We start from the raw sequence: 14,736 nt of genomic DNA, 5'->3' as shown, positions 1-14,736 counted from the left end.
GGGGATGATCGAAGGATGCTCCTCGACACGCTCCCCGACGGCTCCGACCCGGATGCCGTCTACCTGGCGTTCGTCGAATGGGCCGAGTCGACCGGCATCCGTCTGTACCCCGCGCAGGACGAGGCGGTCATCGAGATCGTCTCGGGCAACAACCTCATCCTGTCGACGCCGACCGGCACCGGGAAGTCGCTCGTCGCCGTGGCCGCGCACTTCGCGGCGCTCGTCTCCGGCAGGCGCAGCTTCTACACGGCGCCGATCAAGGCCCTCGTGAGCGAGAAGTTCTTCGCCCTGGTCGACGTGTTCGGGGCCGAGAACGTCGGCATGATCACGGGCGATTCTTCGGTGAATGCGGATGCTCCGATCATCTGCTGCACGGCCGAGATCCTCGCGAACCTGTCGCTGCGGCAGGGCACCGAGATGAACGTCGGCCAGGTCGTGATGGACGAATTCCACTTCTACGCCGATCCCGAGCGCGGGTGGGCGTGGCAGGTGCCGCTGCTCGAGCTCCCGCAGGCACAGTTCATCCTGATGTCGGCGACGCTCGGCGATGTGACGACCCTCGCCGCCGACCTCACCCGGCGCACGCACCGTGAGACGGCATCCGTCACCGGCGTCGAGCGTCCGGTGCCGCTCCACTTCTTCTACGAGACCACGCCGATCCACGAGACGATCGACGACCTGCTGAACACGGGCCAGGCGCCCGTCTACGTCGTGCACTTCTCGCAGGCGGCCGCGATGGAGCGCGCCCAGGCACTGTCGAGCACGAAGGTCGCGACGCGCGAGCAGCGCGACCAGATCGCCGACCTCATCGGAGAGTTCCGGTTCACGACCGCGTTCGGCAAGACGCTCTCGCGCTTCCTGCGCGCCGGGATCGGCGTGCATCACGCCGGAATGCTGCCGAAGTACCGGCGGCTCGTCGAGCAGATGGCGCAACGCGGCCTGCTCCGCGTGATCTGCGGCACCGACACCCTGGGCGTCGGCATCAACGTGCCGATCCGCACCGTGCTGCTCACGGCCCTGACGAAGTTCGACGGCACCCGGATGCGGCAGCTGAACGCCCGCGAGTTCCACCAGATCGCGGGTCGTGCCGGTCGTGCAGGCTACGACACCGCCGGCACGGTCGTCGCGCAGGCGCCGGAGCATGAGAGCGAGAACGCCGCCGCGGTGAAGAAGGCCGGCGACGATCCGAAGAAGAAGCGCAAGATCGTGCGCAAGAAGGCGCCGGATGGTTTCGTGTCGTGGGGCGAGCCGTCGTTCCGCAAGCTCATCGATGCGACACCCGAGACGCTGACCTCGCACATGCAGATCACGAGCGCCATGATGCTGAACGTCATCGCCCGCGGCGGTGACGTCTTCGGGAATATGCGCGCGTTGGTATACGACAACCACGAGCCCCGCTCCCGGCAGCGCGAGCTGGCGATCCGCGCGCTCGGGATCTACCGGACGCTGCGCGAATCGGGGATCGTGGAGCGGACGGATGCCGGAGAGATCCGGCTCACCGTCGACCTGCAGCCGAACTTCGCGCTGAACCAGCCGCTGTCGCCGTTCGCCCTCGCGGCGTTCGAGCTGCTCGACCCGGATCCAGGCGCTTCGACGACCTCAGCGGCCCAAGGCGTCGGCACCGGCTCGTATGCGCTGGACATGATCTCGATCGTCGAGTCGACGCTCGACGATCCACGGGCGGTGCTGAGCCAGCAGGAGTTCCTCGCCCGCGGGGAGGCCGTGGCCGCGATGAAGTCCGAGGGCATCGAGTACGACGAGCGGATGGAGCTGCTCGAGCAGATCACCTATCCGAAGCCGCTCGACGAACTGCTCACCGCGGCCTTCGAGACCTTCAGCGCCGCCCAGCCCTGGATCCGCGACTTCGACCTGCACCCGAAGTCGGTGGTGCGCGACATGTATGAGCGCGCCATGTCTTTCGGGGAATATGTCGCCTACTACAAGATCGCCCGCTCAGAGGGAGTGGTGCTCCGGTACCTCTCCGACGCCTACCGCGCCGCCTCGCAGACCATCCCGGAAGAGGCGAAGGACGAAGACCTCCGCGACCTCATCGAGTGGCTCGGCGAGCTCGTGCGGCAAGTCGACTCGAGCCTGCTCGACGAGTGGGAGGAGCTGCGGGCGGGTATCGACAACGGCCGCTTCGACGCGCAGGGGAAGGACGAGCCGATCGTGCCGCCCGCGCCCAAGCGCCTCACGAGCAATGTGCGCGCCTTCCGTATCCTCGTGCGCAACGAGCTGTTCCGCCGGGTGCAGCTCGCGGCCCGGGAAGACGTCGACGCCCTCGCCGAGCTCGACCCCGAGCTCGGGGCCGATGCGTGGAACACGGCGCTCGACGGATACTTCGCCGACCACGACGAGATCCTCACCGGCGCGGATGCCCGCAGCTCGAAGCTCCTGATCCTCGAGCAGGGCGCCGAACGGTGGACCGCCCGTCAGATCCTCGACGACCCCGCCGGTGATCACGACTGGGGCATCTCGGCGACGGTCGACCTCGCGGCATCCGATGAGGCCGGCGAGGCCGTCGTCACGGTCACCGGCGTCGACCGGCTCTAGGCCGGCGGCCTGTCGATCCGCGACACCACGTGCAGCGGCGGATCGATCGGGTTCTCCGGCTCCATCTCCCCCTCACCGACTCGGCGGAACCCGGCCTTCTCGAGCGCGCGCCACGACCCGATGTTCGTCGCGACGACGGCAACGATGATCGCGGGCGCATCGGGGTAGGTGAGCCAGGTGTCGGCGACGACCTCCCGGATGATCGCCGTGCCCAGACCGCGCCCGGTGCTTGCGGCATCCGCGATCAGGTAGTCGATCGTCACCGCGTGATCGGGCACCTCGACGATCGCCGACAGCTCGTCGAAGTCCTCGGCGTAGTCCGCGATGCGCGAGCGCTGGACGAGCGCCGCGGGCACGCCGCCGACCGAGACGAGCAGATCCTCCCCGGCCTCCTCGCCGCGCGTGCCGGGCCCGAAATCCCGTGCCACACCCTCCGGCGAGAAGTCGTGATGCCAGTACCGGTGCACGTGCGGTCTCGACAGCCAGTCGGCGAGCAGCGGGAAATCGTCTTCGACGACGGGGCGCCAGGTGATCACGGGACCGGCCATGCGCCCATGGTCTCACCCCGCCAGCGCCGCCCGCACCATCCGACTCACGAGGTCGGTGTACTCCACTCCGGCCGCCGCGAACATCCGCGGCACCTGCGAGGCGGCGGTCAGTCCCGGCATGGTGTTCACCTCGTTCAGCACGGGACCGTCGTCGGTGAGGAAGAAGTCCATGCGGGCCACACCCGCGCACCCGAGGGCGTCGAACATCGCGATCGCCGCCCGCTTGAGCGCCGATGTCTCCGCAGCGTCGAGCTGGGCGGGCACGGTGAACCGAGCGCTCCCGTCGTATTTCGTCGCGGTGTCGAAGAGTCCGCTCGCATGGATCTCGAGCGGAGGAGCAGCCCAGCGGACGCCCCCGGCCTCGCGCAGCACCGCCACATCGATCTCGCGGGCCCGCACGACCTCCTCCACCAGGATGCGCCGGTCGAACCGCGCGGCCGTGCGCAGCGCGCCCAACAGGTCACCGCCCTCCGTCACGAGGCTCACGCCGTAGCTCGACCCCGCCGAGACCGGTTTGACGACGACCTCCTCCTCGAACTCCGCGTCGCCGATGTCCTCGGCCGCGACGAGCCTCCCTTTGGCGGTGCGGATGCCGACGGCATCCGCCACGAGCTTCGTCGCCCACTTGTCCATGCCGATCGCACCCGCTCGGAGGTCGGAGCCGACGATCCTGGCGCCGGCGAGCGCCGCCAGCGCGGCGAGGGCGCCGTCTTCTCCGAGGGCTCCATGCACCGCAGGGAATATGACCTCGGCCTCCGCGATGAGGGGCAGCGCCCGGGCCAGCGACTCCGCGGGTGAAGCGCACGGCGCGATGCCGTCGGCACGCCAGATCCCGTCACGGTCGATCGTCACGGTGGTCACGGTGTGACCCGTGATGCGGAGCGCCGCCGCGACGGCACCCGCCGAGGCCAACGACACCTCGTGCTCGGCGTTCTGCCCGCCGCCGATGACCAGCACGCGCGGCATCACGCGATGCTCCGCTGCACGCGGGCGCTGATGCCGGTCACGATCGTATGCGGGATGCTGCCCGCCCACCGCGCCCACTCCTGCACCGACGGCACCGCTCCGCCCTCCGGCCCGAAGACCGTGACGGCCGTGCCGCGCGGGAACGCGGCATCCCCCGTGTCGACGACGATCTGATCCATCGAGACCCGCCCGACGAGCGGATGCCGCGCCCCGCCGATCTCGACCGACGCACCCTCACGCAGCTCCCGCGGGATGCCATCGGCATACCCCACCCCCACGATGCTCAGGTTCGTCGGCCGTGATGTGACGTGCGTTCCGCCGTATCCGACAGGCGTTCCCGCCGGCACGGCAGCGGTCTGCACGACCGACGCCGTGAACCGCGACGCCCCTTCCAGCACGACCGAGCCGGACGGGTCGATGCCGACGAGCCCCGCACCGATGCGCACCATTCCGAAGTGCGTCGCCGCGTCGGTCAGCGCCCCCGAGGTTGCGGCGAGGTGCACGAGCAGGGGCCCGAACCCTGCTCGCAGCACCGCGTCGCGTGCCTGCCGCATCCGCAGCACCGCGGGCTCGTTCGCCCGCGGATCCCCCTCGTCGGCACGCGGCAGATGCCCCATCACCCCCACCACCTCGACGCGCCCCCTCCCCTGCCGCGCGATGCGCAACAGCTCCGGCCACTCGCCCAGCGGGCACCCTCCTCGTGACATGCCGGTGTCCATGTGCAGGTGCACGCGCACCGGCGCCTCCGCATCAGCCACGAGTCGGCGGAGCTCCTCGACCGACCCGACCGCGATGTCGACGCGGTGGTGCGCCGCCTCCGCCGCGTCGACTCCCGCGGGGTTCAGCCACGTCAGGATCGGCTGAGAGAGACCTGCCTCGCGCAGCGCGACGGCCTCCGCGACATCGGTGACACCGAGCCACTCGGCCCCGGCGTCCACCGCGGCGCGGGCGACGGCGACCGCACCGTGACCGTAGCCGTCGGCCTTCACCACCGCCATGATCCGGGCAGAGGTTTCGGCACGCACCCGGCGCACGTTCTCCGCCACCGCCGCGGGAAGGGTCTGGAGCGTGGGCGCCGGCAGAAGAGAGAGTGCGGTGCGCTCCGTGGCGAGCAGGGCGGTCATGGCTGCATCCTCGGGTCTTCGGTGGGGTCGGCGTACTGCTCGGGACAGCCGTCGGTGACGGCATCCGGTCGCAGCTCGTAGTGCCATGATTCGTTCGCGTAGGTCTGGCAGAGGCCGTACTCCGAGCCGTGCTGGGCGAGCCAGTCGAGCGTGGGTAGCGGACCGAGATCGACGGCCTTGCCGGAGACGTGCGCCGAGGTCTGCGGCGTGGCGACCCAGCGAGCCGCCTCCGCTTCGGAGCCGTACTGGGTGATCGCGTCCTGCAGCATCCGCTCCTGCAGTGCGGCCGACCGCCATCCGCTGTTCACCCGGAACTCGAGGCCGTCGCCCGCGGCATCGTTCGCCGCGCGCTGCAGGGCGTCGAGCAGCGCCGGATCGAGGTTGCCGATCGCGACCCGGTCGGTGTCGAACACGGTCGGCTGGTCGCCGTCGCGGATCACGCCGTCGGCATCGCTAGGAGCGATGACCGAGCCGGTGAGGTCCGGTGGCGGCGGAGCCGAGGCGTCGGACGTCGTCGTCTGCTGCGAGACGGCGGCGGATGCGGCGGCGAGCGACTGCTGCACGGCGAAGGCGAGGATCACGATCACGACCAGCGCGATCGCGGCGACGATGAGTCCTCGCCGGCGGCTGCCGCGGGAGACGGGGATGGTGCGGGTGTTCATGTCTCCAGTGAAGGAGGATGCCGGTTGCCGGGGCGTATGCGCTTTTCCATATGCTCCCGATATGCGCGGGTGCGTAGGATCGCAGCCATGCGTGTGCTGATCGTCGAGGACGAGCCCTACCTCGCCGAGGCGGTTCGCGATGGGCTGCGCCTGGAGGCGATCGCGGCCGACATCGCCGGCGACGGCGACACCGCCCTCGAGCTGCTGAGCATCAACGCCTACGACCTCGCCGTGCTCGACCGTGATGTTCCCGGCCCCTCCGGCGACGACATCGCCCGGTGGATCGTGGCATCGGGCACCGGCATCCCGATCCTCATGCTGACCGCCGCCGATCGTCTCGACGACAAGGCGTCCGGGTTCGAGATCGGCGCCGACGACTACCTCACCAAGCCGTTCGAGCTGCGCGAGCTCGTGCTGCGGCTGCGTGCGCTGGATCGACGCCGGCAGCGCTCTCGCCCGCCGGTGCTCGAGGTCGCCGGACTCCGCCTCGACCCGTTCCGCCGCGAGGTGTACCGCGATGGCCGCTACGTCGCCCTGACCCGCAAGCAGTTCGCCGTGCTCGAGGTGCTGGTCGACGCGGGCGGCGGGGTCGTCAGCGCCGAGGAACTGCTCGAGAGGGCGTGGGACGAGAACGCCGACCCGTTCACGAACGCCGTGCGCATCACGGTGTCGTCGCTGCGGAAGCGCCTGGGCGAGCCGTGGCTGATCCTCACCGTGCCCGGCGTCGGCTACCGCATCGAGACGGATGCCGATGCCTAGGCGGCGCGGGATGAGTGCGCGGCTCAAGCTCACGCTGAGCTACGCGGGCATCGTCGTGTTCTCGGGCGTGCTGCTGCTTGCCGCGGTGGGGCTGTTCCTGCTGCGCTACGTGCCCGATGTGCAGATCGTCGCCGACATCTTCGTGCCCAACCGCTCCGACCTGCTGCGCGCGTTCGTGCCGGTCGCGGGCGTGGTCATGGTGGTGCTGATCGCGCTCGGGCTCGGCGGCGGCTGGCTGCTCGCCGGACGGATGCTGGCGCCGCTCGATCGCATCAGCGACGCCGCCAAGCTCGCGACCCAGGGCTCCCTCTCGCACCGCGTCTCCCTCGAAGGTCCGCGCGACGAGTTCCGCGATCTCGCCGACGTGTTCGACTCGATGCTCGAGCAGCTCGAGTCGCAGGTCGCCGAGCAGCAGCGGTTCGCCGCGAACGCCTCGCACGAGCTGCGCACTCCGCTGGCGATCTCGCAGACGCTGCTGGAGGTCGCCCGCACCGATCCCGATCGAGACGTCGACGCGCTGATCTCCCGCCTGTACGAAGTCAACGCGCGAGCCATCGAGCTGACCGAGGCGCTCCTCATGCTCAGCCGCGCGGAGCGTCGGTCGTTCCCCCGCGAGGTCGTCGATCTGTCGCTCCTGGCGGAAGAGGCGGTCGAGGCTCTCCTGCCGCTCGCGGATCGACGCGGGGTCGCCGTCGAGGTGGGCGGCGTCGCCGCTCCGGTGCTGGGCTCGTCGGCCCTGCTGCAGCAGCTCGTCACGAACCTCGTGCTCAACGCGGTCGTGCACAACCTGCCATCCGGCGGGGCCGTCGCGGTGCGCACGCACCTGCAGCCGCACGCGGTGGCGCTGGTGGTCGAGAACACCGGCGAGGTGCTGCCGGCGTACCGGGTGGCGACTCTCACCGAGCCGTTCCAGCGCGGCGCCGAGCGCACCCGAAGCGAGGATCACGCGGGCGTCGGCCTCGGCCTCGCGATCGCTCAGCGCATCACCCAGGCGCACGGCGGGACGCTCGTGCTCACCCCGCGCGCGGAGGGCGGCCTGATCGTGACGGTGTGGCTGCCGCATCCGTATCCGGCCCCGCTGGGCTGAGGGTCCCCTCCGCCTTCGAATCGCGCAACTGGTCGCCTTTCGGGCTAAAAAGCGACCAGGTGCGCGATTCGAAAGTGTCAGTCCGCCCCGGCCCCCCGCAGGAGCCGACCCGCGACCTCGACCATCGCCTGTCGCACCTCGTCGCCGTCGAGCACCTCGAACTCGATGCCGCACATGCCGATGTACAGCGCGAACTCCTCGGGTGAGCCGGAGCCGGCGGTGAGGATGCTGGTGCCATCCGTCTCGGGAACCACCTGCGCGACCGTCGCGTCGAAGTGCCGGCTCACGACATCGGCCGGTGCGTGCATGCGGAAGCGCGCGCGGTACCGGTACGGCGCGGTCGTGATGCTGCGGGTGGTGAACCGCCGGAGCGCCTCGTCGGGGATGTCCTTCCGCGGGAACTCGTCGCGCAGGATGAGCGGATGCCGCATCCGGTCGACGCGCAGGGTGCGCCAGGCCTCCCGCTCCGGATCCCACGCGACGAGATACCAGCGCTCGGCGGTGTGCACGACGCGGTGCGGCTCGACGACCCGACGGACCTCCTCGCCGTCGTGGCGCGTGTAGTCGACCTGCATTCGCCGCCGCTCCGTGATGGCCGTGGCGATCGTCGTGACGACCGCGATGTCGATGTCGTCGTGCCGAGTGGTGAGAGGAACCATCGCCTGCTCGACTTCGACGATCTGCCGTCGCGTCGCCGGCGAGAGCGACTGCTCCAACTTGGCGAGGGCACGGGCGGACGCCTCCTCGATCCCCGTCACGACGCCCGTCGCGGCGGCACGCAGCCCGACGGCGATCGCGACCGACTCGTCGACCGAAAGAGTCAACGGCGGAACGGCGGCGCCCACACCGAGGCGGTATCCGCCGTGGCGGCCGCGCGTCGCCTCGATGCCGTAGCCGAGTTCTCGCAGGTCGTCGATGTCGCGCCGCAGCGTGCGGGCACTCACCTCGAGACGCTCCTGCAGCTCGACCCCGCTCCACTCGCGGCGGGCCTGCAGCAGCGACAGGAGCTCGAGGGTGCGTCCGGTGGTACGGGTCATGCTCCCCAGCCTCTTTTCTTATCAGGACATATTGTGGCCGCTTTCATCGAGAGAGTGAAGTCATGAACACGAACCGGAACGACCCTCGCGTCCAGCCCTTCCGCATCGAGATCTCCGACGCCGCCGTGAACGACCTGCGCGCACGGCTGCGGAACGCCCGATTCCCGCAGCCTCTGCCGGTCGACGACCGCAGCACCGGCATCCCCTCCGTCGAGCTGCAGGACCTCATCGCCCGCTGGGCCGAGCACGACTGGCGCGCCACCGAGGAGCGCCTCAACGCACTCCCGCAGATCATCACCCCGATCGACGGCCAGAGCATCCATGCCGTGCACGTGCGCTCCCCGCACCCGGAGGCGACGCCGCTCCTGCTGCTGCACGGTTGGCCGGGGTCGTTCCTCGAGTTCGAGGCGCTGATCGGACCGCTCACCGACCCCGTCGCGCACGGCGGCGATGCGGCCGACGCGTTCGACGTCGTGATCCCCTCGCTCCCCGGTTTCGGATTCTCGACACCGTTGGTCGGCGCATCATGGGGAACCGCCGAGATGGCCGCGTCGATGCTCGAGCTCATGACGCGCCTCGGCTACGACCGCTTCGTCGTGCAGGGCGGAGATGTCGGCGCCGGAGTCGCCCCGGAGATCGGCAGACTCGCACCGGAGCGCGTGATCGGCGTGCACGTCAACGGCTCGCTCGGCAACTTCGCGGGCGATCTCGACGACGAGACCGTCGCGTCGCTGACCCCGCTCGAGCAGGACCGCGTGCGGCGCATCCGGGAGTTCATGCAGAACGAGTTCGGCTACATCGCGATCCAGTCCACGCGGCCCGGCCTCGTCGGTCAGGTGCTCTCCGACAGCCCCGTCGGACAGTTCGCGTGGATCCTCGACAAGCTGCAGGCGTGGACGCACCCGGCCGAGGCGTCCGCGGTCGACATCCTCGGCGAGCGCTTCGTCTTCGAGAACGCGGCCCTCTCCTGGTTCACGGCGTCGGCGGGCAGCTCTGCCTTCGTCGGCTATGCGCAGCAGGGTGACTGGGGGTCCGAGCCCGAGAGTTCCGGCGTGCCCACCGCCGTGATCGTCTTCGCGCACGACGTGGGTCTGCGCTTCGCCGAGGAGCGGTCGCACAACATCGTCCGCTGGACCGACGTCGAAGGACGCGGCGGACACTTCGCCGCGATGGAGGAACCCGAGATGCTCGTCGAGGACGTGCGCGAGTTCGTGCGGTCGCTGCGGTAGTCGGCGGCCACGGGTTCATCTGCAGGCGAATATCACGGATGCAGGTCCGGATCGGGATTCTGGACCTGCATCCGTGTTCTCGACCTGCAAACGGGACGGACGGATGCCGGAACGGACGGATGCCGCGAACCGTCAGCGCCCGAGCGCCGCGGTCGACGCCCGGGGGATCAGCGTCGGCAGGGCGCGGGTGATGCTCCCGGCGGGCCCACCCATCAGGTCGAGTGCACTCGCGGCGATCTGATCGAAGGCCGTGCGCACGGATGTGAGCGGCACGGGGAGCATGGCGGCCAGCGGGATGTCGTTGTATCCGACCACCGAAACGTCGCGTCCGACGGTCAATCCGGCAGCGGTGGCGGCCGCGACCACCCCGATCGCGAGATTGTCGTTCGCAGCGAAGATCGCCGTCGGACGGGATCCCGTGCCGTCGAGCAGCGAGCGACCGGCGATGTGGCCCGACTCGATGCCGTACCCGGTGGAGATCACGCGCTCCTCCGACAGTTCCAGCCCGCCCTCGGCGAGCGCGCGACGTGCGCCGGCGAGTCGGTCTCGGGCACTCGACGTGAACCAGGGTCCGGTGATGACGGCGATCTCGCGGTGGCCGAGATCGACCAGGTGCCGGGCGGCGAAGTAGCCGCCCGCCTCGTCGTCTCCGAGCGCCGAGGGGCTCACCCCGTCGGTGCGCAGCACGAGCGCGTGCGGCACCCCACGTTCCCGGAGAGAGGCGGGCAGCGTGTCATCGAGCCGGGCGGTCGCGAGTACGAGCCCGTCGACATTGCGGTCGAGCAGCGTCTCCGTCGCGCGCGCCTCCTCTGCGGGATCGTCGCCACAGGTCGCTACGACGGCGAAGGAGCCGCGGGCCCGAGCCGTGCGCTCGATCGCCTCGAACATCAGCGCCATGACGTGGTCGGTGAGCCGCGGCACGAGCACGCCGATGGTGCCGGTCGCACCGCGACGCAATCCGGAGGCGAACATGTTCCGGCGATAGCCGAGCTCGTCGGCGATCCGGCGCACCTTCTCGGCCGTGGAGGACCGCGACGGCGGGGTGCGATCGTCGAGCACGCGGCTGACGGTCGAGATGCTCACGCCGGAAGCCGCGGCGACGTCCTTGAGCGTGACGACGTGTCTCTCCTGCTGCTCGTCCACGGCGTCCTCCTCGACGGAATCGGGATCGGGGTGTTGACAACCCCGGCATCCCCGATCATACTTGCAATCGTTCCTGCAAACGTTCCCGCGAACGTTCCCACATTCTCGAAGCCGAGAACACCAGCGAAGAAGCTCCAAGGAAAGGACCGATCATGACTCTCGACCTCCGCGGCCTCAACCCCGCCCCCGTCACCCCGTTCACCGAGGACGGCGCCGTCGACTACGACGCCATCCAGCGCCTCGGCTCCTGGCTCGGCTCGATCGACGGGGTCAAGAGCCTCGTCGTGCTCGGCCATGCCGGCGAGGGCACGTTCCTCACCGAAGAGGAGCAGCTCGACGTCATCCGTGCGTTCGTCGCCTCGACCGATGGCCGCGTCCCGGTGATCGCCGGCATCACGAAGGAGGGCAACAAGACCGCCGCCCTCGAGGCGAAGGCCGCCGTCGACGCCGGCGCCACCGCCGGCCTCGTCTACCCCTCGCACGGCTGGCTGCGCTTCGGCTACCAGCAGGGCGCCCCGCAGTCGCGCTACCGCGAGATCTACGAGGAGTCGGGCCTGCCGCTCATCCTCTTCCAGTACCCCGACAACACCAAGGCGACGTACGACCTCGACACGCAGCTCGAGATCGCCGGGCAGGAGGGCGTGTTCGCCACGAAGAACGGCGTGCGCAACATGCGTCGCTGGTACACCGAGATCCCCGCGCTGCGTGCCGCCTACCCCGAGCTGCAGATCCTCTCCTGCCACGACGAGTACCTGCTGCCGACGATGTTCGACGTCGACGGCCTGCTCGTCGGCTACGGCAACGTCGCCCCCGAGCCGCTCATCGAGCTCATCGCTGCGGGCAAGGCGCGCGACTACGAGGCCGCCCACGCGATCCACGAGCGCCTGCTCCCCGTGACGCAGAACGTCTACCACCGCGGGTCGCACATGGAGGGCACCGTCGCCCTGAAGTGGGGCCTCGTGCAGCGCGGCATCCTCGATCACGCCACGGTCCGCACCCCGCTCCTCCCCCTGCCCGACGGAGCGGATGCCGAGATCGCCGCCGCCTTCGCCCTCGCCGGGCTCGGCAAGGTCACCGTCCCCGCGTGACGACCAGGGCGGGGCGGTCGCCCGAGACCGCCTCGCCCCCCACTTCCCTGCAGTCAACGACGACTCGAAGGACACGACCATGAACGAACGCACCACGACGCGTCACGCCTCGACCACACCCGGCACTGGCTACGGGCGGGTCTCCACTGAGACGATGAAGAACATCGTCACCTCACGCAAGCAACGACGCCCGTTCTGGCAGCACCTGGCCCTCATCGGTCCGGCGTTCGTCGCGGGCGCCTGGCAGTTCGGCCCCGGCAACCTGACCACCGCGGTCCAAGCCGGAAGCGGCTACCAGTACGCCCTCATCTGGGTGATCGTGGTGTCGACCATCCTGATGATCTTCCTCACCGACATGGCGGTGCGCCTGGGCATCAAGTCGCCGACATCGCTCATCTCGTCGATCAAGGAGCACCTCGGCGGCTGGGTCGGTGTGCTCGCCGGCATCGGCGTGTTCCTCATCACTCTCTGCTTCTCGGTCGGCAACGCGGTCGGCTCCGGCCTCGGGCTGTCGATGCTCTTCGGCGGCAGCCCGATCATGTGGACGGTCATCTGCACCGCCGCGGTCGCCGCACTGCTGCTTCTCCGCAACGTCTACCGCGTCGTCGAGAAGGTGCTCGTCGTGATCGTCGCGCTGATGGCGATCGCATTCATCGCCTCGGCGTTCATCTCGAACCCCGACTGGGCGGCCGCAGGCGCCGGCCTCCTGCCGACCTTCCCCGGCGGTGCGTGGCTGCTGATCGTCGCCCTCGTCGGCACCAACTTCTCGATCAACGCCGCCTTCTACACCGCCTACGGCACGAAGGAACGCGGCCGCACCGAGGCCGACTACCGCGACGTCACGATCGTCGACACCATCCCCGGCATCGTCGCCCCCGGCATCATGACCGCGCTGGTCATCGTCGTCGCGGCATCCGTCCTGGGCAAGACCGGAGAGGCGGCTCCCACCGTCGTCGCCCTCGCCGGCATCTTCGAGCCGCTCGCCGGTCCGGTCGGCTCCACGGTGTTCGCGCTGGGGTTCTTCGGCGCTGCGTTCTCGTCGATGATCGCGAATGCGACCGCCGGCGGCACGATGCTGTCCGACGGCTTGGGACGCGGCGCGTCGTCGAGCTCGCTCACCGCGAAGCTCGTGAGCGCCGGCATCCTGGCCTTCGGCATCCTCGTCACGATCACGTTCCAGGAGTCGCCGGTGCAGCTGATCGTCATCGCCCAGGCGCTGACCGTCTTCGTCGCCCCCGTGCTCGCGGCGCTGATCATCCTGATGGCCAACCGCGTGAAGCTCATGGGCGACATGCGCAACACCTGGTGGCAGAACGCGGCGGGCATCATCGGGCTCGTGGCTGTGCTGGCGCTCTCGGTGCGGCTGTTCCTGACCCTGATCGGGTAGCTGCCGACACAGTCGTCGGGACATTTCACGGATGCAGGTCCAGAACGCGTTTCTGGACCTGCATCCGTGCTTTCGCCCGACGGATGTACCGGATGCCGCGGGAGGGCGGGTGCGGATGCGGGTGCCGAATGGGGGTGTGGATGCCGGGATGAGGGGATGTCGGATGCTGGGGCCAGCGGAGTTCTCACCCGCATCGGTCGTCCATCGACACACCTGCAGGTCGATTTCTCAGATGCAGGCCCGGAACGCGCGTCTCGACCTGCATCCGTGTTCTCGACCTGCGAAGTGAGGCCCGGATCCCGAGGCCAGCGGATGCCGACGCGGTGTGGATGCCGGTGCTGCTGCGACCGGCACGTTCTGCGGCCATCTCGAAGTTCTGCGGCCCGGATCCCCCGATCCGGGCCGCAGAAGGTGCGGATGGCCGCAGAAGTTGCTGCGGCGAGACCCGGTCAGGCGACCTGCGAACCCCGCAGCGCAGCGACCTCGCGGCCGTAGGCGACCGCGTCGGTCTCGGCGGCTTCCTTGAGCTCCTGCGCGGTGTCGGCGAAGGCGTCGAGCGCCGGGTTCACACCCACGAGGGTGAACGGACGCTGCACGACGCGCAGGTCGAGACCCCAGACATCCGCGAGCGCACGACGGAGCCAGCCGGTCGAGTGGTCCCAGCCCTCCTTGGGGGTGCCGGGCGCGTAGTTGCCGCCGAGGACCGTGACCAGCGTCGCGGGCTTGCCGCGAAGGGCGGTTCCGGTCGGGTCGATGCGCGGGTCGGTGTACGCGAGGTCGAACCAGGTCTTGAAGTGCTGCGAGACGCCGTAGTTGTAGAGCGGCACGGCGAACAGCAGGGCGTCGGCGCCGATCAGCTCGTCGGCGAAGGTCGTGGCGAGGGCACGGGCCTCGTTCTGCGCGGGGGTCCGCTGTGCCGCGTCGACGAAACCGCCGGTGACGGCATCCGTCCACGCCGTCGCGGGAACCGGGTCGGCGGCGACATCGCGGCGGGTCACTGTCGAGTCGGGGTGGGATGCCGTCCACTCGGCCTCGACGAGGTCGGCGAGTGCGCGGCTGGCGGACGACGCGGGAAGGATGCTGGCATCCAGGCGGAACAGGGACATGTCTGACCTCTCGTTTTCGTAGTCACTAGGTTTTTCTTAGCGACACT

General features: G+C 69.8%; 13 protein-coding genes. 6 read left to right on the top strand and 7 right to left on the bottom strand.

Annotation, left to right across the window (positions count from 1 at the left end; genetic code table 11):
* The first annotated feature begins 15 nt into the window (after positions 1-15).
* The gene (locus tag DW306_RS07895) at positions 16-2,553 is read left to right on the top strand and encodes a DEAD/DEAH box helicase (RefSeq protein WP_136055064.1); all 2,538 of its coding nucleotides are present in this window, start codon (positions 16-18) and stop codon (positions 2,551-2,553) included.
* Here DW306_RS07895 and DW306_RS07890 read toward each other — a convergent pair.
* From DW306_RS07890 to DW306_RS07875, 4 genes are read right to left on the bottom strand one after another with little or no spacing between them, the layout of a single operon-like run.
* Positions 2,550-3,101, bottom strand: coding sequence for a GNAT family N-acetyltransferase (locus tag DW306_RS07890; RefSeq protein WP_205814122.1), 552 nt, complete (start codon positions 3,099-3,101; stop codon positions 2,550-2,552). The two genes, DW306_RS07895 and DW306_RS07890, sit on opposite strands and share 4 nt — an antisense overlap.
* A gap of 12 nt (positions 3,102-3,113) precedes the next feature.
* Positions 3,114-4,067 (bottom strand): D-alanine--D-alanine ligase, encoded by a 954-nt coding sequence (locus DW306_RS07885; RefSeq protein ID WP_240747111.1) that lies wholly within the window; start codon positions 4,065-4,067, stop codon positions 3,114-3,116.
* Positions 4,067-5,191 carry an alanine racemase gene (gene alr, locus DW306_RS07880; protein ID WP_136055062.1) on the bottom strand — a complete coding sequence of 375 codons (1,125 nt, stop codon included), beginning with the start codon at positions 5,189-5,191 and terminating at the stop codon, positions 4,067-4,069. The genes DW306_RS07885 and alr overlap by 1 nt, the downstream gene beginning before the upstream one ends.
* A complete protein-coding gene (locus DW306_RS07875) occupies positions 5,188-5,853 on the bottom strand; it encodes a M15 family metallopeptidase (protein ID WP_136055061.1) in 666 nt (221 codons plus the stop codon). Before DW306_RS07875 ends, alr begins: the two co-directional genes overlap by 4 nt.
* 87 nt (positions 5,854-5,940) lie before the next feature.
* Between DW306_RS07875 and DW306_RS07870 the strand changes: the two genes are divergently transcribed.
* Positions 5,941-6,612: a response regulator transcription factor gene (locus DW306_RS07870; RefSeq protein WP_136055060.1), complete on the top strand. Its 672-nt coding sequence runs from the start codon at positions 5,941-5,943 to the stop codon at positions 6,610-6,612.
* A 10-nt stretch (positions 6,613-6,622) separates the two neighbouring features.
* The gene (locus DW306_RS07865) at positions 6,623-7,699 is read left to right on the top strand and encodes a HAMP domain-containing sensor histidine kinase (protein WP_136055059.1); all 1,077 of its coding nucleotides are present in this window, start codon (positions 6,623-6,625) and stop codon (positions 7,697-7,699) included.
* 77 nt (positions 7,700-7,776) lie between these two features.
* On the opposite strand, the gene DW306_RS07860 is transcribed toward DW306_RS07865, so the two are convergent.
* Positions 7,777-8,736, bottom strand: coding sequence for a YafY family protein (locus DW306_RS07860; RefSeq protein ID WP_205814121.1), 960 nt, complete (start codon positions 8,734-8,736; stop codon positions 7,777-7,779).
* Positions 8,737-8,798: 62 nt separating this feature from the next.
* Here DW306_RS07860 and DW306_RS07855 point away from each other — a divergent pair, with 62 nt between their 5' ends.
* On the top strand, positions 8,799-9,965 hold the full coding sequence (locus tag DW306_RS07855) for an epoxide hydrolase (protein ID WP_136055057.1): 1,167 nt from the start codon (positions 8,799-8,801) through the stop codon (positions 9,963-9,965).
* Positions 9,966-10,097: 132 nt separating this feature from the next.
* Here DW306_RS07855 and DW306_RS07850 read toward each other — a convergent pair whose 3' ends face one another.
* The gene (locus DW306_RS07850; RefSeq protein ID WP_136055056.1) at positions 10,098-11,108 is read right to left on the bottom strand and encodes a LacI family DNA-binding transcriptional regulator; all 1,011 of its coding nucleotides are present in this window, start codon (positions 11,106-11,108) and stop codon (positions 10,098-10,100) included.
* A gap of 152 nt (positions 11,109-11,260) precedes the next feature.
* Between DW306_RS07850 and DW306_RS07845 the strand changes: the two genes are divergently transcribed.
* Together DW306_RS07845 and DW306_RS07840 are read left to right on the top strand one after the other, a co-directional pair.
* Complete coding sequence (locus tag DW306_RS07845) at positions 11,261-12,196, top strand: dihydrodipicolinate synthase family protein (RefSeq protein ID WP_205814120.1); 936 nt, start codon at positions 11,261-11,263, stop codon at positions 12,194-12,196.
* 79 nt (positions 12,197-12,275) lie between these two features.
* Positions 12,276-13,583, top strand: coding sequence for an Nramp family divalent metal transporter (locus DW306_RS07840; RefSeq protein ID WP_205814119.1), 1,308 nt, complete (start codon positions 12,276-12,278; stop codon positions 13,581-13,583).
* A 449-nt stretch (positions 13,584-14,032) separates the two neighbouring features.
* On the opposite strand, the gene DW306_RS07835 is transcribed toward DW306_RS07840, so the two are convergent.
* Entirely contained in the window at positions 14,033-14,689 is a 657-nt protein-coding gene (locus DW306_RS07835) for an NAD(P)H-dependent oxidoreductase (protein ID WP_136055054.1), read from the bottom strand.
* Positions 14,690-14,736: the final 47 nt, after the last annotated feature.

The sequence above is a fragment of the Microbacterium sp. K24 genome (assembly GCF_004794465.1).
GTDB lineage: Bacteria > Actinomycetota > Actinomycetes > Actinomycetales > Microbacteriaceae > Microbacterium.
This window is presented reverse-complemented; position numbering and strand designations above follow the sequence as displayed.

Coding starts and splice junctions, on each gene's coding strand:
- DW306_RS07855 (WP_136055057.1), top strand. CDS start 8,799: ATGAACACGAACCGGAACGACCCTCGCGTCCAGCCCTTCCGCATCGAG.
- DW306_RS07870 (WP_136055060.1), top strand. CDS start 5,941: ATGCGTGTGCTGATCGTCGAGGACGAGCCCTACCTCGCCGAGGCGGTT.
- DW306_RS07835 (WP_136055054.1), bottom strand. CDS start 14,689: ATGTCCCTGTTCCGCCTGGATGCCAGCATCCTTCCCGCGTCGTCCGCC.
- alr (WP_136055062.1), bottom strand. CDS start 5,191: ATGACCGCCCTGCTCGCCACGGAGCGCACCGCACTCTCTCTTCTGCCG.
- DW306_RS07860 (WP_205814121.1), bottom strand. CDS start 8,736: ATGACCCGTACCACCGGACGCACCCTCGAGCTCCTGTCGCTGCTGCAG.
- DW306_RS07890 (WP_205814122.1), bottom strand. CDS start 3,101: ATGGCCGGTCCCGTGATCACCTGGCGCCCCGTCGTCGAAGACGATTTC.
- DW306_RS07845 (WP_205814120.1), top strand. CDS start 11,261: ATGACTCTCGACCTCCGCGGCCTCAACCCCGCCCCCGTCACCCCGTTC.
- DW306_RS07895 (WP_136055064.1), top strand. CDS start 16: ATGCTCCTCGACACGCTCCCCGACGGCTCCGACCCGGATGCCGTCTAC.
- DW306_RS07840 (WP_205814119.1), top strand. CDS start 12,276: ATGAACGAACGCACCACGACGCGTCACGCCTCGACCACACCCGGCACT.
- DW306_RS07865 (WP_136055059.1), top strand. CDS start 6,623: ATGAGTGCGCGGCTCAAGCTCACGCTGAGCTACGCGGGCATCGTCGTG.
- DW306_RS07875 (WP_136055061.1), bottom strand. CDS start 5,853: ATGAACACCCGCACCATCCCCGTCTCCCGCGGCAGCCGCCGGCGAGGA.
- DW306_RS07885 (WP_240747111.1), bottom strand. CDS start 4,067: ATGCCGCGCGTGCTGGTCATCGGCGGCGGGCAGAACGCCGAGCACGAG.